Genomic DNA, 23,626 nt, shown 5'->3' with positions numbered 1-23,626 from the left:
CCATCGACCCGCAGCCGACGAGATCGGATATGTTGCAGGCCGGCAGTTCGCGCGGGGCCATGCGCAACTCCGCGGACAGGCCCTCTCCCATCGCAGGACGTTGAACGGCATGCGAAGCAGATCGTGCACGGTCAGTCTCTCGCCAATCGACAGCGCGAGAAGCTGACCATATGTTCGGCCGCCGGCGCAACCATCTCGGCTGCAAGCAGGCGTCCATCCTCACGCGACGCATACATTCTGCAGCGCAGCGGCTCCTAGCCCTGCGGACCAGCCGCGAGCCCGCAGGGCATGCCTTCCAAAGAATTGTCTTGGAGCGCAGAGCTGTTGATGCGTGGATTGCTGACGGGGCGTTGTTCAATATTGTCGTTTCAAATCTCGCCGACAACCTTGGCAAGCATATCTCCGACCTTGCCTGCGACTTCTTTCAGTGCCGCGTTATCGATTGCTTGCATGGAGGCCACCGGATCGACGGCGCTGACCTCCACCCCAGTATCGACCTCCCGCAGGATGACGTTGCAGGGCAACATTGCGCCGACCCGAGGCTCGATGCCAATTGCCTGATAGGCCATTTTTGGGTTGCAGGCCCCAAGGATACGATATCCGGGCATGTCAATCCCGAGTTTCAATTTCATCGTCGTGCGAACATCAATTTCAGTCAGCACGCCAAAACCGTGATCGGCAAGAGCTTTGCGGGTACGCGCATCGATCTCATCGAGGGAGACATCTGCAATGATGCGGTCAAGAGTATAGCTCACGGGACTATCCTTCCACTATTGAATTAGGGAGCACACTAGTCGACCTATGACGAGCGCCAGCACGGGGCACTCTCATCCCCTGCCATAATGTCCATGCGGTCGATAGGTGGCTCCAACATGCACACATCTGCGAGATTACGTAGCTACGCTGATTAGCATTTGTTGTCAATCTTTGCACGGGTCGCTACTGGATATCTCGTTGAACTGCCCCAGCAGCTTGCACTCGCCCATGCTTGTCAGCCGGCAGATTTATCAGTCCACGTTGTGGAGGCATTAATCGGCCGGATCGTCCCAGGGCTTCATCAGTTCCTCCCGCTACATTGTCATCGCTCTCTTCACCCAGCCATTGCCGCCCGACCCGGCACAGCCAGGATACTGCATGGAACAGCGTTCTTCCGTTCGAATGATGACAGTGGCGACAGCCCTCACCATTGGGGGAATGTGCCTCGCCGCCCTGGATGCATTCTGCCTCCCAGGCGTCTGGGGACCGGTCGGCCTTGCAATCGTCTACGTTTTCGGCGGCGGGCCGGCTTCGATCCGCGCCCTCACCGCCCTCTGGCGGGAGCGCAGTCTCGACATCGACCTTCTCATGGTCATCGCCGCGGTTGCGGCGGCGGCGGTTGACGCGGCGCTGGAAGGCGCGGTGCTGCTGACGCTGTTCAGCATCTCCACGACGCTGGAGCACCGCGTCATGGGCCGGGCGCGGCGGGCGGTCGAGGCGCTGATGAGTCTTCGGCCCGACACGGCGCTGCTGCGGCAGCCGGACGGCTCGGTGACGGAGGTGCCCGTCCGGCAGTTGCAACCCGGCGATCACATGGTGCTGCGTCCAGGTGCGAAGGTGCCCGTCGACGGCGTGATCCGCGAAGGACAGGGGTCGCTCGACGAGGCCACGATCACCGGCGAGTCCATGCCGGTTCACAAAGGCGCGGGCGCGTCGGTCTACGAAGCTACGGTCAATCTCGACGGCGTCCTGCTCGTCGAGGTAAGCCACGCGATGGCCGACAGCACCGTGGCCCGCATGATCGCGCTCGTCACCGAGGCGCAGGCCGCCCGCGCGCCGTCGGAACGCTTCAGCGACTGGTTCGGGCAGCGTTACACGATTGCGGTGCTTGTCGGATCGGCGCTCGCCTTCTTGATCCTGCTCTGGCTCGGATGGGAGACGAGCGACGCGCTCTATCGCGCCGCGACGCTGCTGGTCGCGGCCAGCCCTTGCGCCATCGTCATCTCGGTGCCAGCCGCCATTCTCTCGACTCTGTCGGCGGCCGCGCGCGGCGGCGTCCTTTTCAAGGGAGGTGCTGCGCTAGAAACCCTCGCGTCGGTCGACTTTTTCGCCTTCCACAAGACCGGAACCCTAACGACCGGCAAGGCCGAGGTGACTGGCCTTGTCGCCAGAGGCAGCGAAAGGGAGTTCCTGTCATTGCTCGCAGGCGTCGAGGCGCAGTCCGAACATCCCATCGGCGAAGCCGTGCATCGTTATGCCAAAGCGCTTGACATCGCCCCTGCGGACGTCCGCAATGTCCGGTCCGTGCCGAGCGAAGGCATCACCGGCATGGATGCGACGGGGCCTCTCTGGGCCGGGAACAGACGCATGGCGCAGCGAATGAAGGCGAATATCGATGCGCCTGACATTGCGTCGATCACCGCGGACGGACAGACAGTCGTCTGGCTCGGACGGGAAGATGAAACCCTCGGCGCCGCCAGCGTCGCCGACCGCCTGCGCGACAGCTCTTTTGCCGGGCTGGCGGCGCTGCGCGAAGCGGGCGTCGGCAAGATCGTCATGATGACTGGCGACCGGCGCGATGTCGGCCTGCGCATCGGGGCGGAGCTCGGCTTCGAACCGCACGACGTCTATGGAGATCTCCTGCCCCAAGACAAGGTCCGGCTGGTCGGCGAATTGGCCGCCATCGGCAAGGTGGCGTTCGTTGGCGACGGAGTGAACGATGCGGCTGCATTGGCCCGCGCCGATACGGGCATCGCCATGGGCGCGGCCGGCAGCGAGGTAGCGTTTCAGGCTGCCGATGTCGCGCTGTTGTCCGAAGACATGACGCGGCTGGCCGAGGCGCATCGGCTGGCGAGGCGGACCCGGCGCATCATCGGCCAGAATCTGGCGTTTGCGGTCGGCGCGATGCTGGTGCTGGTCACCGCCAGCCTATTCTTCGCCCTTCCATTGCCGCTTGCAGTGCTGGGGCACGAAGGAGGAGCCGTGCTTGTGGTGCTGAACGGTCTCCGCCTGCTCGGCGATCCGATCCGGTCTCCGTCACCACGCTGAGCCCCACATTAAAGCCACTTGGTGCCGCTGCGTCGATATTTGCCCGACCGATCAGCGACTCCGACAATCCAGGTCCCGCCATTGTCCGTATCTTTATGAATTCGCGGGGTGACCGAGTTTCCAGTGTTTGCAGGCATTGCTCATCCGATCGGTATCATCGGGTGTTAGAGATAGCCCCGGCCCACGGTTCGCTGGTCAAATGCCCTAGCCGAACGCAGTCCGGAGTTGGGACCGGCTTTCGAACGCGGACCTGTGGGTCCCACGTCCGGCATCCTTCGCATCATATAATGCTGTATCTGCACGTCTCGACAATTCAGTGAACGAATCTGTCTTCTCTGCGGCTGCAATTCCACAACTTACCGAAATCATCAGCGCTGTGCCGTCTTCAAGACGCAGTGGCGCGCGGCGCAAATGGTCCCCTAGACGTGCGCAGATCCGTTGCGCATCGGCGATCTTAGCATCAGGGAGAAGTAGCATGAACTCATCGCCGCCGAAGCGACTGAGAACGTCCCCACTCCGCAGGTGTGCCCTTGCAACCGACGCAAGATGGCGCAATGCATCATCTCCGACGTGATGCCCAAAAGTATCGTTGAACCGTTTGAAATGGTCGACGTCAATCGCGACCAGACAAACGTGCCGATTTTGCAACCGAGACAGCAAACCTTCTGCAAACTCGACGAATGCGGGGCGATTCATCAGGCCGGTAAGAGAATCTGTCGTCGCAATTTGCTTGAGCTCTTGTTCGCGGCGGCCAAGCGCTGCTACGGCGCTTCGGCGCGCCGTAAGATCGGCAGCTACCGGCAAACTGCTGAACAAGAGAACGAACAGGAAAATCTGCAGAATCAAAATCTGCCCGTCATAATCATTCGCGCGATAGATCAGCCCTGTTTTGAGGAATGTCGATGAAATCCCCACGGCAGCGATCAGCATGACCGCAGCTTTCGTACCCAATTGACCTATCCGAATGGTCACGAGCATCGTCGGAACCAACAGGATGAATATGGGCGCTTCCCTGAGAACAAAAAATAATATCCAGGCAGCTCCTAGCGTCAGGATAAGTAATGCCGCGGTTTCAAGACGTTCGAGCGGCGACTTTTCCTGGATGCATTTGACGTAATCGCCCCTGAAAAGAGCAAGGAAAAAGGGGACGAAGACCAGCAATCCGAGCGCATCACTCAATGTCCAGGCCATCCAGGATGCAAGGAAAACTTCTCCGAGCAGGTGCCACGCGGCAAATGCGCCCAAAAGCCCGCTTATCGTGGAAGCGAAAAATCCGATCAAACTGAATCTGATAAAGACCGCAAGCGAACTCAGGACGCTTGCAGAGCCGACAAAAGCCCGGAGAAGCCATGTTGCAATGGCGATTTCCACCATGTTCGCAAGGCCAAAGAACATCGGTGCTGCAAAGTCACCGCGCGTAAACATGTTTGCGAACGCATTGGCAACGAGGGCAGAGAATATGACCGACAGCCATTTGGGGCGTTCTTTTGCGGCGAGCAGACCGACCAGCACCGCATTTGCTACCCACACCGCGGCAATCTCACGCCCATTAGTTGTGACATGGATCATTGTCACTGCCGTTGCAAAATAAAGGGCAGCGCCCACCAGCCAGTCGAACTGGTTAAGCCAGCTTTTCGGACGATGAACCGCAACACCGCTTTTTGTCATTCGGCTGAGATACCGCGTGCTGGTTAACGGCTCACCACGAAAGTGGAGACATTTTGCCCCGTTCTCCTAAAAGGCAGTAATTTCGCCGCGAGAGCTGTGGCTTCCTTCTAATGATCCCGCACCGGAGACTCCTTTGCGAGAAGCACATCGCAGGATGCACCCGCGAGCACCCTGCGGGCGACGCTACCCAGCACCATTTTGGAAATGGCGTTTTTCCCCTGAATCCCGAGCGCCACCAGATCTGTTTTTCCCGACCTCGCCAGTCGCACCAGCGCCGTGGCGGCATCGCCTCGAACGACCCGGGTTTTTCCCGCCATAGCAAGATCAGTACGCACTGCGCGTAACTCTACGTAGGCAGCCTGTGCTTTGGCTTGTCGATATTGCTCGATCTCGGCTTGAGAAGTTCCCACTTTCAGCATCGCCTGCTCGAACGAAAGGGGGATTTCGAGAGCGTGTATCAACTCAAGTTTCGCCGACGGGGCTATCTGAACGGCGGTTTGTGCTGCCGCGAACGACATCGGCGAGAAATCAATGGCTGCAATCACACGGCGGTATGGCTCGTCGATTGGGCGCTTGACGATGACGATCGGACACAAACCGGTGCGGACAACCCGGTCGGCAGTCGAGCCAAATATTTTTTCGCGCAGGTTCTGCGGCTTTCCGGGTCCGATGACCAGCAGATCGGCAGCGTGGTCTCGTATCAGGCGCTCGATCAACTGGTCGGCTTTACCGCATTCCACTTCGATTTCTGTCTGAACTGCGGCGCTCTCCGCCATCTGCTTCAGTGATGCGACAGCCTCGGCCGACAGCACGTTGGCAATTGCTTCCTCGTTGGCTGGAGACGGAAGCTCGGGATCGGATTCCGGAAGGCTCTCGATTGCGTGAGCCAGCACGAGTTTGGCCCCATGATCTGCGGCAAGCCGGATCGCGCGGCGCGCCACCTGCTGCTCTCCATTCTCGAGGGCGATCGCTGCAATGATCGTTTTGATCGTCACGCCGACTCTCCTGATATGTCGGGGAGGAGCCAGGCAGCGTAGGCTCCTCCCGATGTTGCTAGACTGGGTAGCGTAGAACTGCTGCCAGTTCACCCTTTCCTGGAATATCCTCGCGCCGTACACCCAGGACGCGTGCGCCGCTCGCCAGCGCCCGCGCCGCGATCTCATCGACGACACCATAGGCCTGCGCGTCATCCTTCTCAACGAAGGCGACCGCGCCGCTCTCGTCGTCGACGAAGCCGGGAACGGTGGTGTCGATATCGATCAGCAGCGTGTCGATGCCACCAAAGGTCGCCGCCCGCGCCGCATCGGCCATGTCGGTCGTCGCGCGATTGTCTCCCGCACGCTTCTCAAACAGCGCGTGGATGTCGGCGATCTCGGATGCATAGGCCTTATCGAGGATCGGCCGCGCCTTGTTCGCAAGATCGGCTTCGCTGAACTGGTCGGGACTGTCGGCGATCGTATCCTTCAGAAGGTGCGGATAGGAGCAGGTCTGGACGAAGATCGACGCAAGCCTGCCGGTAGCGGCCAATACCAATGGGGTTTCCCGACCGGGCAGGACCTGGCGAAGTGCGGCGTCGACTTTCCGGATATATTGCTGCAAGCGAACGTTCTGTCCCTCGGAGCCGTGGATGCGGCCACTGAAGGAGCGGTCGTTCAGGGTCGACTTGCCGGCGGACGAGGCAGCATCCTTGGGCATATCTGGCACCTTCACCACCTCTGGCGCCAGGTCGGCATGCATTTCGACAAGCCGGACGGCGTTCTCCGAAAGGGCGAGGATGAAGGCCGAGTGCGGGAAGGTGACGGCGCGCAAAAGAGGCTTCAAATGGAAACGGTCGGAAACCTGCACCATGGAGGTCAGATCATTGGCGAGACGGTATGCGCGGATCGTGTCCGGCGTTGCGAACACGGCCAGGCTGTTTGCCTGGAAGCGCCAGAATTCATCATCATCAAGCAGATCGCTCAGGCTGTCCATCAGGGCTGCAAGCCGCCGCTTGTCGAAACCCGCATCCTGAAGCTGCGACTCGGCCTCGCGCATCAGATTGCCGAACTCGATGCGGGACGCTCCGACCTCCTGCGTGACCGGAGTGGTCCTGACGTAGATCGAAACGCAGGCATCCGCGCGCGCCGTGGACAGAGTTGCGAATTCGCTTCGCGTGGGAATGTCTACATAAAGCATGAAATCTCCTTGTTAATGCGGCCAGATGATCAGGTCCGGCAGGCTGTCCTTCGGAAGAGTTCTTTTGAAGCAGAAGGCCCAACCGTTCCATGATCGCTTCGATTGTCTGGTGCCAACATAGATATTGCGCGCGCAGAAAGCATCTTGTTGCGGCCAACGGCCTCACATTTCTGCTCAGGGCAGCGACAGGATTGCTTTTGCGATTGAAAAATAGATCAGGACGCCGGTGGCGTCCGCGATGGAAGTCACCAGCGGCGTGCTGGCGGTCGCCGGATCCATATTGAAGCGACTGAGGATGAAGGGCAGCAACATGCCGATCATGCTGCCGACGATGACAATTATGATCATCGACAAGGCGATCACGACGGCGATGTCGCGGCCACCGCGGAAGACTCCGATGACGGCGATGGCCGCCGCCATGCTCAGCCCCAGCAGAATGGCCACCACCAGCTCGCGCCCCAGAACGCGGCCCCAATCGGAAATGCGGATATCACCGGTTGCCAGCGCCCGCACCATCAAGGTGGCCGATTGTGAGCCGGCATTGCCGCCCGAAGCGATCAGGATCGGCAGGAAGAACATCAGCGCCAGATGGGCGGCGATCGTATCCTCGAAATGGGCGATGCCGGCGCCTGAAAAAATATTGCCGAAGACGAGCAGCATTAGCCACGCGATCCGTGCCCGATAAAGCATCGGCACGGTCGCGGTCGCGACGCTGGAATCCAGATTGGTGACGGTTCCCAACCGCTGGAAATCCTCGGTCGCCTCCGCTTCCATCACGTCAAACGCATCGTCATGGGTAATGATGCCGACCAGCCGCTCCTGCGCGTCGACCACCGGCAGCGCGATCACGTCGTAGCGCGCGATCTTGCGCGCTGCGTCTTCTACATCGGCGTCGACGGGAATCGCATGGGTGTTGCGCTCCATGAGATCGGCGACCCTAACGCCGGCCGGCGCCGTGAGGAGATCCTGGAGCCTGACCGACCCGATCAGACGGCGATCGGCGTCAACCACATAGGCGCGATAGATGGTTTCCTTGTTGGGCGCCTCGTGACGCAACACGTCAATTGCTTGCTTCGCATTGAGCTGCGGCGACAGGGATGCGTAGTCCGAAGTCATGATCGCGCCGGCTGTGCCTTCCTCATAAGCGGCCAGTTGCCTGATGTCTTCGCGTTCGGCCTGCGCAAGGGCCGGCATCAGCGCCTCGCGCTGCTCGTCTGTCAGCTTCTTGTAAAGATCGGCCCGATCATCGGCGTTCATTTCCATGAAGATCGCAGCAAGGTCGGCGCGCGGCATGATCGTGGCGAGCTGCGCCTGAAAGTCGAGATCGAGATAGCCGAATATGTCAGCTTGTCGCGGTCGGGCTGCTTCCTTCAGGATCGGCCACGCGCGCGCCGGCTCGGTCTCTTGCAATGCAGCGGCAATGTCCGCCGGATGCTCTTTGGCCAGCCTGACCGAATTTTCCCGAACGTCATCCTGCGAAAACAAGCTGACAAGCTCGTGTAATTTGCTCTCGGGCATGGGGCCTCCTTTTGTGTAGGCAATCTGAGAAGGCCAATCCGGCGATTTTCCTGCCCTGACGGAAACACCGACCTGGGTCATCAGATCGTTCTGCCACATCTTTGGGCTTTAATTAATGCGTGTTTTGGCGAACTCAGCCGCTTCGGTGGTTCTCAGGAGCTGCTTGAGAGGACGGGGAACATGTTTCCAGACGGTTGAAGCGAGCCGATAGAGCTGACCTCCCCATCTGGCCCAAATCCAGAGGCTGCCCATCGCGGAGAGCGCGCCGAGGAGGAGCCCGCCCAAAATGTCGCCTGGATAATGGATACCCAGATAAACTCGCGCCGCGCCAACCATCAGGCCGACAATGAAAACTGCCAACCCCAGCCAGTAGTGCCGCAGGAAGAGCAGCGTAGAGGCGTAGGCCGAAAAGATCAGGGCATGATTGCTGGGAAAGGAAGCGCTTGGCCGGTGATCCATCAAGGCTTCACCCAGTCCGGCCAGGAAAGGGCGCGGACGATAAAAGCCAAGTCCAATCAGTGAATAGCCCCGAGTTTCGTGGACGCCCTCGGGTTACATTTCCTGCTGCCGTTCGAACTCTACGGGTGACAGCATCCCGTTCCTGACGTGCTTGCGCTTCGGGTTGTAGAACATCTCGATATAGTCGAACACGTCCCGCCTTGCCTCCTCGCGTGTTCGGTAGGTCCTGCGCCGTATCCTCTCGCGCTTGAGGAGATTGAAAAAGCTCTCCGCCACGGCATTGTCATGGCAGTTGCCGCGACGGCTCATCGAGTGCTCAAGATTGTGATGCTTCAGGAACGCCGCCCAGTCCATGCTGGTGAATTGCGAGCCTTGATCGGAATGGACCAAGACCTTGCTCTTCGGCTTTCGACGCCACACTGCCATGAGCAATGCCTGCAGCACGACGTCGGTGGTCTGCCGGCTCTGCAATGACCAGCCGATGACGCGGCGCGAGAATAGGTCGATCACAACGGCCAGATAGGCAAAGCCCTCTTGGGTGCGGATGTAGGTGATGTCTGTTACCCACGCCCTATCTGGCGCATCGACATCGAATTGCCTGGCAAGGGTGTTGTCGACCACAACCGACGGCTTGCCACCATAGGATCCGGGACGACGCTTGTAGCCGATCTGCGCCTTGATCCCGGCCAGCCTGGCGAGACGGGCGATGCGGTTGGCGCAACTGCTTTCTCCCTGATCGAGAAGGTCGTCGTGCAGCTTGCGATAGCCATACACCCTGCCGCTCTCCTTCCAGGCCTTGTTGAGAAGCTCCGTCTGACGTGCGTCTTCTCGAGCCCGCTTGCTCAACGGGTTCTTCAGCCAGGCATAGAAGCCGCTGGGTCGGATGCGCAGGCAGCGACACATCGCCCGCACCTTGAACTGCTGGCGATGCTGGGCAACGAACGCGTATCTCACCTTGCATCCTTGGCGAAATACGCGGTGGCTTTTTTTAGGATGTCGCGCTCCTCGGTAACGCACGCCAGTTCCTTCTTCAGGCGTCGGATCTCTGCCGCTTGATCGTCATCTGTCGAGACGGACGGTTTCGAGAACTTCCTGCGCCACGCATAGAGTGAATGCTGACTGACCCCGAGCCGCTTCGAAACCTCTGCAACGGGATAGCCCCGCTCGGTGATCTGCGCGACCGCGTCACGCTTGAACTCATCAGTGAAATTGCCAGACCGCATCAGGGCCTCCTTGCCTCAAATTTAGGGAAGAAGGCGTCCACAAATCTAGGGGCTATTCAATCGTCCGCTCCCCGCGGATCGCTTCAAGCGCAACCTTGGCCTTAAACTCGGCCGTAAACCGTCTGCGTGTCTTCATGCTGGATCGTCCTTTTCGTCGGAAGATCCACCTTATGCCCCTGTCTCGGAAACCGGGACCACCTCAAACACGGCGGAAATCCGTGTTCCTTCGGTCAGATCCTCGATGTCATCAACAAATCCACGCATGATATGCTCCTTCTTCCAATTCATTTCACAAGTTTGGCTCGTTTCGTTGATGTCACTCAAATCCGCCCAATGAGACCTTCACATATGGTCTCGCCGCCGATACAAATTTGGCGACAGTATCCTCAAGCTGTCCCTCCAGCAGCGGCGCGTCCACATCAAAGCATCCGCCAGGAAGTCGAGAATTATCGACCTGTGCATTCACGCACGGAGATCCCTTTGGTTTAGGCGCTGATTCCACCACAGCTCCCAATGTGGTCGTCCAACCAACCAGAACCAAGGCAGCGGCCTGTCCATTCCTGCAAGTTTGGCTTGCCGGTTTCGCCAATCGCAATGCGGGATCAAACCCTTAGATTAATGAGGCAGGGGATACCCCTTCCCCACTATCGAAAGGAACTCGATCATGACCCAGAAAACCATCCTTCGCAGCGATGAGCTTTCCTGCCCGTCCTGCGTGCCGAAAATCGAAAAGGCGCTCAGCGCCCTTCCGGGTGTGGCAAAGGCCGAGGTGCGCTTCAATACCGGCAAGATCGAGATCGAGCACGACCCTGCGCAATCGAGCGTTGAAGCGCTGGTCGAGGCGGTGCGTGGAACCGGCTACGAGGCGCAGCCTGCCGCCTTCTGATCGGCACTCCGCTTATTTCGCCGCGCCGCGATACGGCGCGGCCGACACGCTTTCCCGGCACGGATGAAGATGAAAGGAGCGATGAGATGAGCAATCTTGTCAGCAGGATCAGGAACGCCTTCGTGCATCCGGCACGGCGGCGCTTCTGGCTGACGGTCGGCAGCGGCGGGTTGATCGCGGCTGGCCTTCTGGCACGCTACGGTTTCGGCATAGTCGAGGCATGGACGGCGCTGATGGTCGCGGCAGCTTTTCTTGCCGGCTCCGACATCGCCATCCGCGCCTGGCGCTCGCTGCGTGTAAAGCATTTCAGCATCGAGTTGCTCGTCACCGTCGCGGCGGTCGGTGCGCTCATTATCGGCGAGGTCTGGGAGTCGGCGGCCGTCACCTTCCTGTTCATGTTCGGCGGCTGGCTGGAGGCGCGCACCATGGGGCAGACCCGTGGCGCGCTGAAGGCATTGCTAGATGCCGCGCCCGCCACCGCGACCGTGCTGCGCGACGGCGATCCCGTCGAGGTGCCGGCGCATATGGTCCAGCTTGGCGAGACCGTGCTGGTCAGGGCCGGTCAACGCATCCCGGTGGATGGTGAGGTAACCGAAGGCACCGCCGCCGTCAGCGAGGCGGCGATTACCGGTGAGCCGATGCCGGCCGAGAAAGCGCCTGGTAGCAACGTTCATGCAGGAACGATCGCCGAGAACGGGTTGCTGCGCATCCGCGCCACCAATGTCGGCGCCGACACCACCCTTGCCCGCATCATTCAGCGCGTCGAGGAAGCGCAGGAGGAAAAGGCCCCGAGCCAGCGTATGATCGAGCGCTTTGCGCAATGGTATACGCCGTCGATCATCGGGCTCGCGGTCGCCGCCTTCGCGGTGACGCAGGACATCCGCCTGGCGCTGACGCTGCTGGTCGTCGGTTGCCCCGGCGCGCTGGTCATCTCGACGCCGGTCTCCATCGTCGCCGGCATCGGCCGGGCGGCGCGCAGCGGCATCCTGATCAAGGGCGGTCAGCATCTGGAAAGTGCAGGCCGCATCGATACGCTGGCGCTCGACAAGACCGGCACGCTGACGGAAGGCAAGCCGCAGCTCGCCTCTATCGTCGCGCTCGGCGGCATTGCCGAGGCCGAGTTGCTGCATCTGGCTGCGACCGCCGAGACCGGATCGACCCATCCGCTCGGCCGTCCCATCGTCGAGGCTGGCCGCAAGCAGGGGCCGCTTTCCACGCCCGAGGCGCTGGAGGAACATGCCGGCATGGGCCTGAGCGCCCGCATCGACGGCCGCGTCATCGCCGCCGGCAACCGACGCCTCATGGATACGCTCGGCATTGCGCTGGGCCAGGAGGGCGAAGCCGCCCTGGACCGTCTGCTGTCCAACGGCCAGACGCCGATCCTGGTGGCGCGTGACGGCCAACTGATCGGGCTGCTGGGCATGTCCGACATGGCTCGTGAAGGCGCGGCGGAAGCCATCGCCCGTCTGCGTGACATCGGCATAGGCCGTGTGGTCATGCTGACCGGCGACCAGCATGGTGCGGCCGAAGCCATCGCCCGCGAGGTCGGCATCGACGAGGTCCATGCCGAGCTGATGCCCGAGGACAAGCTGGAACTGATCCGGAAGATGAAGGCGGATGGCGCGCATGTCGCCATGGTCGGCGACGGCATCAACGATGCACCGGCGCTTGCCGCAGCCGACACCTCGATCGCCATGGGCGCAGCCGGCAGCGACGTCGCCATCGAGACCGCCGACATCGCGCTCCTGAAGGACGATCTCGGCAAGATCCCCGAGGCGATGGCGATCTCGCGCGCAACGCTGGGCAATATGCGCCAGAACCTCGTCATCGCACTGGTGACGGTGGCCGGACTGCTGGCGGGCGTGTTCTCCGGCAATGTCCATATGGCCGGCGGCATGCTGGTCCACCAGCTTTCGGTGCTGATCGTCATCGCCAACGGCATGCGCCTGCTGCGCGTGCCGAAGGCCACCGCACCCGGCGGACGGGCGTCAAAAACAGCCACCGCCCGGCCCGCAACTGTGGCCGCGCGAGGCTGAAGCCTCCTCGCAGACCCCGCAGCGATGCGGGGTCTGTTGTTTTTGCGGCGCCAACCCTGTCTCATTGCTCGCGACCGCCAGAAAGGATCGAAATGAATACCAGGACCGCCCCGTGGAACGACGTTCTCGACTTCTGGTTTCCCGAAGGCCGCTCCTCACAGATAAAGGCTGAAACTCATCGCGATCACTGGTCGTGGCGGTTGCACGGCGGAGCGGATGACACGATCGTCGAGCGCTTCGCCGACCTCACGAGGAGCGCAGCCTCAAGCGATCTCGACGACTGGGCCGACGAACCCGAAGGCAGGCTGGCGCTCATCATCGTGCTCGACCAGTTCTCACGCTCGCTGTGGCGCGGCACGCCGCGGGCTTTCGCGCAGGACCCTGCCGCACTGTCGCTGGCGATGGAGGGGTTCTCCAACGGCCACTATGCATCGCTCGGCACGCCCTGGTACAGGGTCGTCTACAGTCAGCCCCTTGGCCATTGCGAAGGCCCGGATCACCTTGAGCGCATCGATCTGCTCATCGGGCTTCGCGAAGAGATAGCGGCGGAAGCGTCCGCTTCCCTTCAACCGATATACCAGTCGCTGGTGAACCAGGCCGGTGATGTGCGCAAGGTCATCGCCGCTTTCGGCCGTCACCCGCACCGCAATCAGGTCCTCGGCCGAGAATCGACGCAGGCGGAAGAAGCTTACATCGCTGGAGGGGATTTCCCGCACGCGAGGGCGTTTCAGGCGTGACGCCTGGAGGCGAAACGCATCGAGGGTTGATGCTTTCGTCGGCGGCTCGGGTAGATTACGGTTGTTGCGTATTCGTATTCTCTGGAAGGAAACATCATGGCTGACACCTAGCTTCCCTCACTCAAGACAGCGACCCCGCAGGAGGGGTTCGACCTTGCCACCAAAATAGCGCGGGTCGGCGTCAAGGTGACCCAGCCTTCCGCCGAGATTCGCGACAAGCTGCGCGCGGCCTACGATCAGGACACCGCGCAGCTGATCGCCTCCTCACAGGTGATCGCCATCCATTTCCAGACGGTGGCGGCCGCCAACAATTATTGGCGCGACTGACGCCCGGTCAATCATAGGCGAGGGCGTCAGTCGCACCGGCGTTTCAGTCAAAGTTTCAGCCCTCGCAATCGCAGCGCATTGGCGATGACGCTGACCGACGACAACGACATGGCGGCCGCCGCGATGATCGGTGAAAGGAGGAGGCCGAAAGAAGGGTAAAGCACGCCCGCGGCAATCGGGATGCCGGCGGCGTTGTAGATGAAGGCGAAGAACAGATTCTGGCGGATATTCGCCATCGTCGCCTGCGACAGACGCCGCGCCTTCACGATCCCCATAAGATCGCCCTTGAGCAGTGTGACCCCGGCGCTTTCGATGGCGACATCGGTGCCCGAACCCATGGCGATCCCGACATCGGCGGCGGCCAGTGCCGGCGCGTCGTTGACGCCATCGCCCGCCATCGCCACCACACGGCCCTCGGCCTTGAGCCGGCTCACCACGGCGCTCTTTGCGTCAGGCAACACGTCGGCCTCGACCTCGTCGATGCCCAGCTGACGCGCGACAGCTTCGGCCGTGGTTTTATTGTCACCGGTCAGCATGACGATGCGGATGCCCTCGTCATGCAAGGCATTCAGCGCCTCCTGCGTCGTCGCCTTGACCGGATCGGCGATAGCGAAGATGCCGCCCGCTTTACCGTCGATGCCGATATAGATCGCCGTCGCGCCATCGTGGCGCAAGGCGTCCGCCCGTTCGGCAAGGGCAGACGCATCGACACCATACTCCTTGAGGAACGCCGCATTGCCAAGTACGATGGCCTTGCCCTCGACGGTACCGAGCGCGCCCTTGCCAAGCGGAGAGTCGAAGTCCACCACAAGCGGGATGGCGATACCCTTCTTTTCCGCCGCTTGCACAATCGCCAGCGCAAGCGGGTGTTCCGACGCTTTTTCTACGCCAGCGGCCAGCCGCAGGATTTCCGTTTCATCGAAGCCGTTTGCCGCAACGACCGCCGTCACCGACGGCTTGCCCTCGGTGAGCGTGCCGGTCTTGTCGACGACGAGTGTGTCGACCTTTTCCATATGTTCGAGCGCCTCGGCGTTCTTGATCAGGACGCCGGCGCTGGCACCCTTGCCGACGCCGACCATGATCGACATCGGAGTCGCCAGCCCCAATGCGCAGGGGCAGGCGATGATCAGCACCGAAACGGCCACGACCAGCCCATAGGCGAAGCGCGGCTCCGGCCCCCAGATGCCCCAGACGATGAAGGCGAGAATTGCGATGACGATGACCAGCGGCACGAACCAACCCGAGACCTGATCGGCCATGCGCTGGATCGGCGCGCGCGAACGCTGCGCATCGGCGACCATCTGGACGATGCGCGACAGCATGGTATCGCGGCCGACCTTTTCGGCGCGGATCACCAGCGCCCCGGTCTGGTTCAGCGTGCCGCCGATGACCTGATCCCCCACGGTGCGGGTGACAGGCATGGATTCGCCGGTGACCATCGCTTCATCGAGCGACGAGCGCCCGTCCTCGACCACGCCATCGACCGGCACGGTCTCACCGGGCCGCACGCGCAGCCTGTCGCCGAGGACGACATGCTCCACCGGCACGTCTTCTTCCGCGCCATCGTCACTGACGCGCCGCGCCGTTTTCGGCGCCAGATCGAGAAGCGCCCTGATCGCCCCTGATGTCTGTTCGCGGGCGCGCAGTTCCAGCACCTGGCCAAGCAGCACCAGAACGGTGATGACCGCCGCCGCTTCGAAGTAGACCGCGACCGTGCCATCTTCCGCGCGAAAGGCGGCGGGGAAAATGCCCGGCGCAAGGACGGCGACGATGCTGTAGGCGAAGGCGACGCCGGTGCCCATGGCGATCAGGGTGAACATGTTGAGGCTGCGATTGACCAGCGACGCCCAGGCGCGCTCGAAGAACGGCCATCCGCACCACAGAACCACCGGCGTCGCCAGAACGAGCTGAATCCAGATCGATATCCGCATCGGCACCAGATGATGCAGCGCGGGCACAAGGTGGCTGCCCATTTCGAGCACGAAGACCGGAGCGGCGAGGACCAGCCCGATCCAGAAGCGCCGTGTCATGTCGGCGAGTTCCGGGCTGGGGCCGCTGTCGGCGGTCACCACTAGCGGCTCCAGCGCCATGCCGCAGATCGGGCAGCTTCCCGGCCCGTCCTGCCGGATCTCGGGATGCATCGGGCAGGTTCAGATCGCGCCCTCGGGCGCGTCCGGAGCGGGCGCCGCGTCTCCTGCAAGATATCGGGCCGGGTCCGCCTCGAATTTCGCCTTGCAGGAAGCCGAGCAGAAATAATGAGTGTGGCCCTCGTGGGTCAGGTGATGGTCCGCCGTTTGCGGATCGACCTCCATGCCACAGACGGGGTCCTTCACAAGATGCCCATCTTTCGAATGGGCATGATTGTGGGAATGATGCTGGTGCTCGCCATGTCCGTTCATTCTCTAATCCGCCGCCTCGTTTGAACCTTCGAAACTCACCTTGCCTCGACCTTGCCAAACAGCGCGTTCAGCCCCTCGGCCATCGTCGGGTGCACAAGAATGGCGTCGCGCAGGACGCTGTAGGACAGGCCGCCAAGCATGGCCGCCTGCACCACCGCCATCACTTCTCCGGCCTCCGAACCGATCATCGCAAAGCCCGCGATCCGGTCCTGTTTATCGACCAGCGCCTTCATGAAGCCGGCCGTCTGCGAGGTCGTCCGCGTCCGCAGCACGGCCTTCATCGGCAATTGTGCGACGCGCATATCCATTCCATTGGCGCGCGCGTCGGCTTCGCTCATGCCGATGCGGGCAAGGGGCGGGTCGATGAACATGCAATAGGGCATCAGCCGCCCGGTGGTCGTTCTGTCTCCACCGTCGAGATTGTCTCGGATAATTCGGAAATCATCGAGCGATGCGTGGGTGAACTGCGGACTTCCGGCGCATTCTCCGATGGCCCAGACGTCCCTTGCAGTCGTCTCCAGTCGATCGTTCACCTTGATGGTGCCGCGATCCGTCAGCGCGATGCCTGCCTCTTCGAGACCGACCCCTCGCGTGTTGGGCGTGCGACCGGCAGCGACCAGAATGTCCGTGCCCTCGATCGTTCTTAAACCGCCCGGCGTCCGAATGGTGGCGCGCACGCTTTCGCCCGACCGGCCCTCCATTTTCTCGACTTCGGCCGACAAAAGCACCTCCATGCCTTCCGCCTCCAGAATCCGCCGAACTTCTTCGGAAACATCCTCATCCTCGCGCTTCAGCAGCCGTAGCCCACGGTCCACAATGGTGACGCGGCTGCCGAAACGCCGGTAGGCCTGCGCGAGTTCAAGGCCGACATAGCCCCCGCCGAGAACGATCAGATGTGCCGGCAACCGGTCCAGTTCGAGCGCCTCGATATGGGTGAGCGGCCTGGCTTCGGCCAGACCGGGGACGGGCGGAATGGTTGCATGTGTTCCAAGATTGAGAAACAGCTTGTCCGTGGCGAGCAGTCGCGTCCCGCCGTCGTTCAAGGCAACTTCGATCGTTTCTGGTCCGATGAGGCGGGCGTTGCCCATTATGAGTTCCGCGCCCGTCGCCTCGTAGCGTTCGAGATGAAACGCAACCAGACCCTCGACCATGGCGCGCTTGCGCGCCACGACCGTCTTCATGTCGACCGAGACGGGGCCGGCGGCAACGCCGTACTCCGCGGCGTGGGCAACGGCATGAGCAATACCCGCGCTCCAGATCTCGTTCTTGCTGGGCAGGCAGTTGATGTTGGGGCACGAGCCGCCGATCCAGCGCCGCTCGATGACAGCTACCTTCTGGCCGGCTTGCGCCATATGCCAGGCGAGGTATTTCCCGCCCTCGCCACAGCCGATCACGACGGCATCGTAGCGCTCCGCTTCCGTCATCAACTACGCATCCTTCTGCAACACCGCCCCTATCCGCGCGATGAAAATATGGCGCTCGACCATATATGCGGGATCATGTCATACTCTTGCGGGGTCGAACAATTACTGTTGCTTTTGCGGGCGACCCCTTGAGGTGGCCTTACTGCCAGTATCCGTGCCGGCGCATCATTTCCGGGCCACCGCCTTGAAATGGACCGGGATTATCGAGTGTAGTCGGTTCTGCTCCGGCTGTATTGCCCGAAAGGGAACATGCAGGCTGCACAGGATTGGCCAACTTTCTGTAGGAGAAAATCATGTCGTTGAATGGCAAAGTCATTTTGGTAACCGGCGCTGGCCAGGGGATCGGACGCGGCATTGCGCTGCGGCTTGCAAAGGAAGGCGCTGATCTCGCGCTGGCCGACGTCAAGGCCGATAAGCTCGACTCCGTTCGCAAGGAAGTCGAAGCGCTCGGACGCAAGGCCACCACCGTCGTCGCCGATGTCAGCAAGCGCGACGAAGTCTACGCCGCTATCGACCATGCGGAAAAACAACTCGGCGGATTCGACGTCATCGTCAACAATGCCGGCATCGCTCAGGTCAAGCCGATCGCCGACGTCACGCCCGAGGACATGGACCTGATCTTCCGGATCAATGTCGACGGCGTGCTCTGGGGCATCCAGGCGGCTGCGAAGAAATTCAAGGATCGAGGTCAGAAGGGCAAGATCATCAATGCCTGCTCGATCGCCGGACATGACGGCTTCGCCATGCTCGGCGCCTATTCGGCGACCAAGTTCGCCGTGCGTGCGCTGACGCAAGCCGCCGCCAAGGAATATGCTAGCGCGGGCATCACCGTTAACGCCTACTGCCCCGGCATCGTCGGCACCGATATGTGGGTGGAGATCGACGAGCGCTTTTCCGAGATCACCGGAACGCCGAAGGGCGAAACTTACAAGAAATATGTCGAGGGTATCGCTTTGGGCCGCGCGCAGACACCGGAGGACGTTGCAGCGTTGGTCGCCTTCCTCGCGGGCGCCGATTCCGACTACATCACGGGACAGTCGATCCTGACCGATGGCGGTATCGTCTATCGATAGGGACGCCTGCCAGATCGCGAACGTTCAGAAGCACCCGCACCGGGAAACGGCCTTGTGAGAATTTCTCCCTCCAGCGGAATGGTTCCGCCTGGAAGAACCGCGTTTGATCGGAGAGAATTGTTCTCTTGTTGCTTGGCATGGTCATCGCCGCCTCGGTCGCCATTCGCACCACAGGTTCTTGACCGGCAATCGACGCCTGCTGAAGAGCGGTCGGTTCCTCATCTACGCGCGTTTCGAGCGGGATAGCCGTCATCCGGTCAAGCCCCTGACTGGTATGAAGGCTCTACAGGGCCGGCGTCGGGTTGGCGTCGCAGTGAGGTCGCACTGCGCGCCCGGATCGGGTCGGCGAGTAGCCTGAGGCCGTTCAGCACCACCAGCACTGTGCCGCCTGTCACTTTTCATTTAATTATGAGAAACTGCTACCAATGATTTCAGTATGTTGACTGAGCACTTAATTTGAGAGCCGGCATTTAATTTGATAATCTGGCCTTGATTTTGTCACTTAATGTGAGAATGATGCTCGCAGTGTTTTCCTCGCGAGTCTGCCATGAGCGACCCATTTCCAGACGAGATCGACGAGGCGGTTTGGGATGAGGCGTGCCGGCGTGCGGATGCGATCCGCGGCTTCCTGAGACGCCATTCCGACAGCACGACAGCCGGAGACGTTGCGGAGCTCGCCGTAGAAATGGATGTCAGCCAAGCGACGGCCTATCGGCTAATCAAGCTGTTCCGCGCTGGCGGGACCGTTCTGTCGTTGGTGGATCGTAAACGCGGACGCCCGGAAGGTCATCGCACGCTTGACGAAAAACGGGAGAAGATCGTCCGCACGACGATCAAAGCTTGCTACCTGAGGCGGACCCGGCCAACGGTCTCGCAGCTGATCCGGGACGTACAGTCGAACTGCATTTCAGCCGGGCTCAAGCCGCCGCATCGCCGAACGATTGTTGCCCGCCTCCATGACATCGACCTTCAGAAGCGAGCCAAACGGCGCGGCGAAAGCAACATCGTCAAGGCGACGACCGCCGTACCCGGGTCGTTTGAAGTCTCTCGTCCCCTGGAGGTGGTCCAGATCGATCATACGAAGGCTGATGTCTTCGTCGTCGACGAGGAAACCCGGCGACCACTCGGGCGACCATGGCTGACGCTGGCGATGGATGTCTCCAGCCGAATGGTCACCGGTTTCTATCTCACGATGGATGCACCGTCTCGGCTGTCGACCAGTCTGTGCCTGTTGCACTCCGTCTTCGACAAATCGGCCTGGCTGCGAGAACGCGAGATCCCCGAACAATGGCCCGTCGCCGGTCTACCGGACACGGTGCATGTCGACAATGGCGCCGACTTTCGTAGCCGCGCGTTCAAGAGAGGGTGCGAGGATGCCGGCATCACCATTGAGTGGCGACCACCGGGTGAGCCCCGCTTCGGCGGTCACATCGAGCGCCTGATCGGCACACAGATGGGAAGGCTGCACCTTCTCCCAGGGACCACATTCAGCAACGAACACGATCTGGGAGATTACGACTCGAAGCGACACGCTGCTCTGACACTGCGTGAGCTTGAGCAGTATGTCGCACTCGACATCGTCGGCTCCTATCATCAATCGATCCATAGTGGCCTTGGTCGACCGCCAATCGCTGTTTGGCGGGAACATGAGGGAGAGATCCCACTTCGACTGCCAAAGGACCGGCGTCGCTTCTGGCTCACCTTCCTACCCGAGCAAGAGCGCACCTTACGGCCGACCGGCATTCACCTTTTCGGTCTGCGATATTGGTCAGGGACGCTCAGCGCCGATGTCGGGCGTTCGGACCGGCGCCTGCTTGTCAAATATGATCCGCGCGACATGGCGCGCATCTTCGTTCGACGGCCGTCGGGAAACTTCGTGGAAGCCCGCTATGCCGACGTGACCCTGCCTTCGATCACCCTGCACGAGGCGGTGACCGCCCGACGCACCCTGCTGGCGAAAGGCCGCCGTGAAGTCGACACGCACGCAATAGTCCGCACCGCGATGGCGCAGCGCGAACTGGTCGAAGCGGCGACCAGAAAGACAGCGGCCGCTCGACGCGGCAAGGCTTCGTCAAAATCGAAGGTAGATGATCGGGGATGGGGCTCGCTCCGCGGCGTCGACTCCAGCATACCTGTATCCTTGGTTGAGGATACGGATTGAGCTGGAGTGAATATGACTTATGAAGCATCCCACCTGACCGTCAGCGCCGCGGCGCTGCTTGCCGAAACGGACGAGCGGCGCATTCGCGCGATACGATCACGCCGCTGGGTGCTTTACCCACGCGCCAAGCAGGCGCTCGACCGGCTGAGCACGCTCCTCGATCACCCGCGCGGCACGCGCATGCCCTCGGTCGCGATCTACGGCGACAGCGGCATGGGTAAGACGATGATCATGAAGCGGTTCCGGGATAAACATCCGCCGAGCTTCAATCCTTCGACGGGCACCCTGAAGACACCGGTCCTGGCGATGGAAATGACCAGTCGCCCCGGCGAGCGACGGCTCTACGCCGAACTGCTCACCCTTCTCGGCGCACCACAGCGGCCGCGCGCTGACATCGCTCAGATGGAACAGGCGGCATTACGGATCATGGAAGCGATCGGCGTGCAGGTTCTGGTCATCGACGAGGTGCACAACATCCTCGCCGGAAGCTATCGCGAGCAGCGCATCGTCCTGAACACGCTGCGCTTCCTCAGCAATCGTCTGCAGATCTCGCTCGTCTGTTTCGGAGTCAACGAGGCGCGGGAAGCCATCAGCGGCGACGTTCAGCTAGCCCGGCGGTTCGAGCAGTTCACTTTGAGCCGGTGGGCTGCCAATGAACAGTTCGAAACCCTGGTAGTGTCGATCCTGCGCAATACGCCGCTACGTCATCCCTCTGTGCTTACGCCGAAATCGCTGCGGCGAATTCTACAGATCACTGAGGGCATCACCGCCAGCATCTTCCACATGATCAACAGCCTCGCGGTCGACGCCATCGAGAGCAGTCGCGAGCGCATTACAGACGAAGCGGTCGAAAATTGGGAGCCCGAGTTCGATGCCGAGTCGGCATTCGCATGACTAAGGACACGCCGCTACGGCAATTACCGGTGCGCTTGCCGCCCCACCCTGATGAACTCTTGTCCTCCTGGATTAGCCGGCATGCCGCCTTTTACGCGGTTCCACCGCTGATTATGCTTCAGCATTGCCTGCCGGAGACCTCCTCATTGCGAGCAGCCGATCTCCATCTGAGCAGTGACCAGCAAATCCGTCTGGCCAACACGTTTATCACCGAGCAGTCAGTCATGCGGCGAATGACCTTCGCAGATATCGCGCAATCATCACGTCAACTCATCTCCGCCCGGCCGACACAAATCTGCACGAGCTGCAGCCCTGATCACATGGAGCCTACACCAGTTTTGCGAAGCCAGCTGCTGGGTTGGCGCATCACCTGCCCTCTATGTGGAAGCCCACTCCGGGACGTGGATGGTCGCGAACGCCCCTCCCCCTTCCGGCAGTATCGCGATGCAGTTCTTCGTGGAGAAAAGCTGCTCGACGATGAAGCCGAACGTGGTATCAGCACCTGGGCATCCCCGGCCGGAATTGTACGTCTGCTACTCATGCGGAGAAGAGTGTTTCCTTTCCCCGCCGAGGAAGAACTGTGGCGATTCAGGGTGCTGGGAAAAATCATCCCGGAACTCGACAGGCTACTTGCCGAAATATGCACCAGCTTTCCAACGCCGCAAAATCCGGTGTTGCCTTTGTATTTGCGCCCTGCCCTCATGGCCGGTGTCGCGATGGTGCATTCTGGCGGGGCCGAAATGCTCTTTATGCTGCGGCAGTCCACATTCGGCTTTCACCGGCATCGCTTCGACCGGGAAGCGATGCCATTCTTCATCAAGGCATCCCGAACAAGACACTCCACGCAGATACAGTTAATATGAGAACCCAGAGGTCATCATTCTCATAATTAACTGCCTACGCGAGACGAAATGTCCGCATTCTTGCATTCAACTGCCAAGCGACACCTCGGTTGCTTCATAGAGGAAGATATGCGCGTACCTCGCCCGCTTTTCTATGCGATACGGGGATTTGCAGATAGGTCAACGCCGTTAACGAGGCCAATCGAAGGCCATTATCGTTCCGTATTGTCGCGCATTCGATTGGCGTTTCGTGAAATATTGCTTCTGTCGATTCGGATGCAACATTGCATCTGATCTTACCATCGCGCTTTAGATGGGCGCGATAAACTTCTTGCGGAAAAAGCACCGATGAGCAAAATTATGTTGCGGTTTCAACCCGCAGTAACCGGAACGGGTGGACGGCAATTGCCAGCATATGATCGCGACCGGAAAGCAAACTACTGGCTCAGCCTGACAGAACTCGCGGAGCCTGCCCGGGCCGCCGAAGTGATCGAAGAGGCATCTGCCGAGCATGGACGAGTCGAGTGGATCGATTTCCGCGTGGTGGTTGATGGGACCGGCCGCTCGGTGCATCTTCATCTTGAGTCCCGAGGTCGGTACTTCACCGGCGCCTTCGCATATATGGTAGTTCGTCGCGTCGTTGGTCACGGCCTTCGCCTCGTAGGAACGCTCAAGGACGGCCCTGATCTAAATGTATTGGCAATGTACGAAAAATGAAGTCGGTGGCACGTGCTCGAACGGTGCAGTTCGACGAACAGAAGATAATTGGCTCCAGCCAGC

17 protein-coding genes and 2 pseudogenes are annotated in these 23,626 nt (G+C 60.9%); 10 read left to right on the top strand and 9 right to left on the bottom strand.

Features of this window, described 5'->3' with window-relative positions:
- Nucleotides 1–368: 368 nt before the first annotated feature.
- A complete protein-coding gene (locus ACFPLB_RS10920; protein ID WP_133675134.1) occupies nucleotides 369–755 on the bottom strand; it encodes a DUF302 domain-containing protein in 387 nt (128 codons plus the stop codon).
- 379 nt (nucleotides 756–1,134) lie between these two features.
- Here ACFPLB_RS10920 and ACFPLB_RS10915 point away from each other — a divergent pair, with 379 nt between their 5' ends.
- Entirely contained in the window at nucleotides 1,135–3,024 is a 1,890-nt protein-coding gene (locus tag ACFPLB_RS10915) for a heavy metal translocating P-type ATPase (protein WP_378229514.1), read from the top strand.
- Nucleotides 3,025–3,228: 204 nt separating this feature from the next.
- Here ACFPLB_RS10915 and ACFPLB_RS10910 read toward each other — a convergent pair whose 3' ends face one another.
- From ACFPLB_RS10910 to ACFPLB_RS10885, 6 genes are all read right to left on the bottom strand, one after another.
- Nucleotides 3,229–4,692: a GGDEF domain-containing protein gene (locus ACFPLB_RS10910; protein WP_378229512.1), complete on the bottom strand. Its 1,464-nt coding sequence runs from the start codon at nucleotides 4,690–4,692 to the stop codon at nucleotides 3,229–3,231.
- 107 nt (nucleotides 4,693–4,799) lie between these two features.
- The gene (locus tag ACFPLB_RS10905; RefSeq protein WP_378229510.1) at nucleotides 4,800–5,687 is read right to left on the bottom strand and encodes a universal stress protein; all 888 of its coding nucleotides are present in this window, start codon (nucleotides 5,685–5,687) and stop codon (nucleotides 4,800–4,802) included.
- 58 nt (nucleotides 5,688–5,745) lie between these two features.
- Nucleotides 5,746–6,867 carry a baeRF11 domain-containing protein gene (locus tag ACFPLB_RS10900; RefSeq protein ID WP_378229509.1) on the bottom strand — a complete coding sequence of 374 codons (1,122 nt, stop codon included), beginning with the start codon at nucleotides 6,865–6,867 and terminating at the stop codon, nucleotides 5,746–5,748.
- Nucleotides 6,868–7,041: 174 nt separating this feature from the next.
- Nucleotides 7,042–8,385 carry a magnesium transporter gene (gene mgtE, locus ACFPLB_RS10895; protein ID WP_378229507.1) on the bottom strand — a complete coding sequence of 448 codons (1,344 nt, stop codon included), beginning with the start codon at nucleotides 8,383–8,385 and terminating at the stop codon, nucleotides 7,042–7,044.
- A 108-nt stretch (nucleotides 8,386–8,493) separates the two neighbouring features.
- Entirely contained in the window at nucleotides 8,494–8,901 is a 408-nt protein-coding gene (locus ACFPLB_RS10890; RefSeq protein ID WP_378229541.1) for a phosphatase PAP2 family protein, read from the bottom strand.
- Between the two features lie 36 nt (nucleotides 8,902–8,937).
- A protein-coding gene (locus tag ACFPLB_RS10885; protein ID WP_378229505.1) for an IS3 family transposase occupies nucleotides 8,938–10,067 on the bottom strand; the annotation gives its coding sequence in 2 pieces (ribosomal slippage) (nucleotides 8,938–9,824 and nucleotides 9,824–10,067; 1,131 coding nt in all).
- 664 nt (nucleotides 10,068–10,731) lie between these two features.
- Between ACFPLB_RS10885 and ACFPLB_RS10880 the strand changes: the two genes are divergently transcribed.
- From ACFPLB_RS10880 to ACFPLB_RS10865, 4 genes and pseudogenes are all read left to right on the top strand, one after another.
- Nucleotides 10,732–10,953 carry a heavy-metal-associated domain-containing protein gene (locus ACFPLB_RS10880; RefSeq protein WP_378229503.1) on the top strand — a complete coding sequence of 74 codons (222 nt, stop codon included), beginning with the start codon at nucleotides 10,732–10,734 and terminating at the stop codon, nucleotides 10,951–10,953.
- A gap of 86 nt (nucleotides 10,954–11,039) precedes the next feature.
- Nucleotides 11,040–12,989 (top strand): heavy metal translocating P-type ATPase, encoded by a 1,950-nt coding sequence (locus tag ACFPLB_RS10875; protein ID WP_378229501.1) that lies wholly within the window; start codon nucleotides 11,040–11,042, stop codon nucleotides 12,987–12,989.
- A 92-nt stretch (nucleotides 12,990–13,081) separates the two neighbouring features.
- The gene (locus tag ACFPLB_RS10870; RefSeq protein ID WP_378229499.1) at nucleotides 13,082–13,726 is read left to right on the top strand and encodes a DUF924 family protein; all 645 of its coding nucleotides are present in this window, start codon (nucleotides 13,082–13,084) and stop codon (nucleotides 13,724–13,726) included.
- Nucleotides 13,727–13,822: 96 nt separating this feature from the next.
- A pseudogene (locus tag ACFPLB_RS10865) lies at nucleotides 13,823–14,053 on the top strand (hexameric tyrosine-coordinated heme protein).
- A 47-nt stretch (nucleotides 14,054–14,100) separates the two neighbouring features.
- On the opposite strand, the pseudogene ACFPLB_RS10860 reads toward ACFPLB_RS10865, so the two are convergent.
- Nucleotides 14,101–16,452: pseudogene (locus ACFPLB_RS10860) on the bottom strand (heavy metal translocating P-type ATPase).
- Between the two features lie 35 nt (nucleotides 16,453–16,487).
- Nucleotides 16,488–17,876, bottom strand: coding sequence for a mercuric reductase (locus tag ACFPLB_RS10855; protein ID WP_378229497.1), 1,389 nt, complete (start codon nucleotides 17,874–17,876; stop codon nucleotides 16,488–16,490).
- A gap of 293 nt (nucleotides 17,877–18,169) precedes the next feature.
- On the opposite strand from ACFPLB_RS10855, the gene ACFPLB_RS10850 reads away from it, so the two are divergent.
- The 5 genes from ACFPLB_RS10850 to ACFPLB_RS10830 all read left to right on the top strand — a co-directional run bounded on the left by ACFPLB_RS10850 (nucleotide 18,170) and on the right by ACFPLB_RS10830 (nucleotide 23,563).
- Nucleotides 18,170–18,949, top strand: a complete 780-nt coding sequence (locus ACFPLB_RS10850) for an acetoin reductase (protein ID WP_340040360.1) — start codon at nucleotides 18,170–18,172, stop codon at nucleotides 18,947–18,949.
- 547 nt (nucleotides 18,950–19,496) lie between these two features.
- Nucleotides 19,497–21,110 (top strand): Mu transposase C-terminal domain-containing protein, encoded by a 1,614-nt coding sequence (locus ACFPLB_RS10845; protein ID WP_378229495.1) that lies wholly within the window; start codon nucleotides 19,497–19,499, stop codon nucleotides 21,108–21,110.
- A 12-nt stretch (nucleotides 21,111–21,122) separates the two neighbouring features.
- Nucleotides 21,123–22,004, top strand: coding sequence for a TniB family NTP-binding protein (locus ACFPLB_RS10840; protein ID WP_378229493.1), 882 nt, complete (start codon nucleotides 21,123–21,125; stop codon nucleotides 22,002–22,004).
- Nucleotides 22,001–22,867 carry a TniQ family protein gene (locus ACFPLB_RS10835; RefSeq protein ID WP_378229491.1) on the top strand — a complete coding sequence of 289 codons (867 nt, stop codon included), beginning with the start codon at nucleotides 22,001–22,003 and terminating at the stop codon, nucleotides 22,865–22,867. The genes ACFPLB_RS10840 and ACFPLB_RS10835 overlap by 4 nt, the downstream gene beginning before the upstream one ends.
- Before the next feature lie 327 nt (nucleotides 22,868–23,194).
- Complete coding sequence (locus tag ACFPLB_RS10830; protein WP_378229489.1) at nucleotides 23,195–23,563, top strand: hypothetical protein; 369 nt, start codon at nucleotides 23,195–23,197, stop codon at nucleotides 23,561–23,563.
- The last annotated feature ends 63 nt before the right edge of the window (nucleotides 23,564–23,626 follow it).

This window comes from Aquamicrobium segne, from assembly GCF_042656785.1.
Lineage (GTDB): Bacteria > Pseudomonadota > Alphaproteobacteria > Rhizobiales > Rhizobiaceae > Mesorhizobium > Mesorhizobium segne.
The sequence above is the reverse complement of the archived record's forward strand: the minus strand, read 5'-3'. Positions and strand labels throughout refer to the sequence as shown.

Excerpts from the sequence above, each read along its gene's own strand:
- ACFPLB_RS10915 (WP_378229514.1), top strand. The coding sequence starts at position 1,135 with ATGGAACAGCGTTCTTCCGTTCGAATGATGACAGTGGCGACAGCCCTC.
- ACFPLB_RS10910 (WP_378229512.1), bottom strand. The coding sequence starts at position 4,692 with ATGACAAAAAGCGGTGTTGCGGTTCATCGTCCGAAAAGCTGGCTTAAC.
- ACFPLB_RS10900 (WP_378229509.1), bottom strand. The coding sequence starts at position 6,867 with ATGCTTTATGTAGACATTCCCACGCGAAGCGAATTCGCAACTCTGTCC.
- mgtE (WP_378229507.1), bottom strand. The coding sequence starts at position 8,385 with ATGCCCGAGAGCAAATTACACGAGCTTGTCAGCTTGTTTTCGCAGGAT.
- ACFPLB_RS10880 (WP_378229503.1), top strand. The coding sequence starts at position 10,732 with ATGACCCAGAAAACCATCCTTCGCAGCGATGAGCTTTCCTGCCCGTCC.
- ACFPLB_RS10875 (WP_378229501.1), top strand. The coding sequence starts at position 11,040 with ATGAGCAATCTTGTCAGCAGGATCAGGAACGCCTTCGTGCATCCGGCA.
- ACFPLB_RS10870 (WP_378229499.1), top strand. The coding sequence starts at position 13,082 with ATGAATACCAGGACCGCCCCGTGGAACGACGTTCTCGACTTCTGGTTT.
- ACFPLB_RS10855 (WP_378229497.1), bottom strand. The coding sequence starts at position 17,876 with ATGACGGAAGCGGAGCGCTACGATGCCGTCGTGATCGGCTGTGGCGAG.
- ACFPLB_RS10850 (WP_340040360.1), top strand. The coding sequence starts at position 18,170 with ATGTCGTTGAATGGCAAAGTCATTTTGGTAACCGGCGCTGGCCAGGGG.
- ACFPLB_RS10845 (WP_378229495.1), top strand. The coding sequence starts at position 19,497 with ATGAGCGACCCATTTCCAGACGAGATCGACGAGGCGGTTTGGGATGAG.
- ACFPLB_RS10840 (WP_378229493.1), top strand. The coding sequence starts at position 21,123 with ATGACTTATGAAGCATCCCACCTGACCGTCAGCGCCGCGGCGCTGCTT.
- ACFPLB_RS10835 (WP_378229491.1), top strand. The coding sequence starts at position 22,001 with ATGACTAAGGACACGCCGCTACGGCAATTACCGGTGCGCTTGCCGCCC.
- ACFPLB_RS10830 (WP_378229489.1), top strand. The coding sequence starts at position 23,195 with ATGAGCAAAATTATGTTGCGGTTTCAACCCGCAGTAACCGGAACGGGT.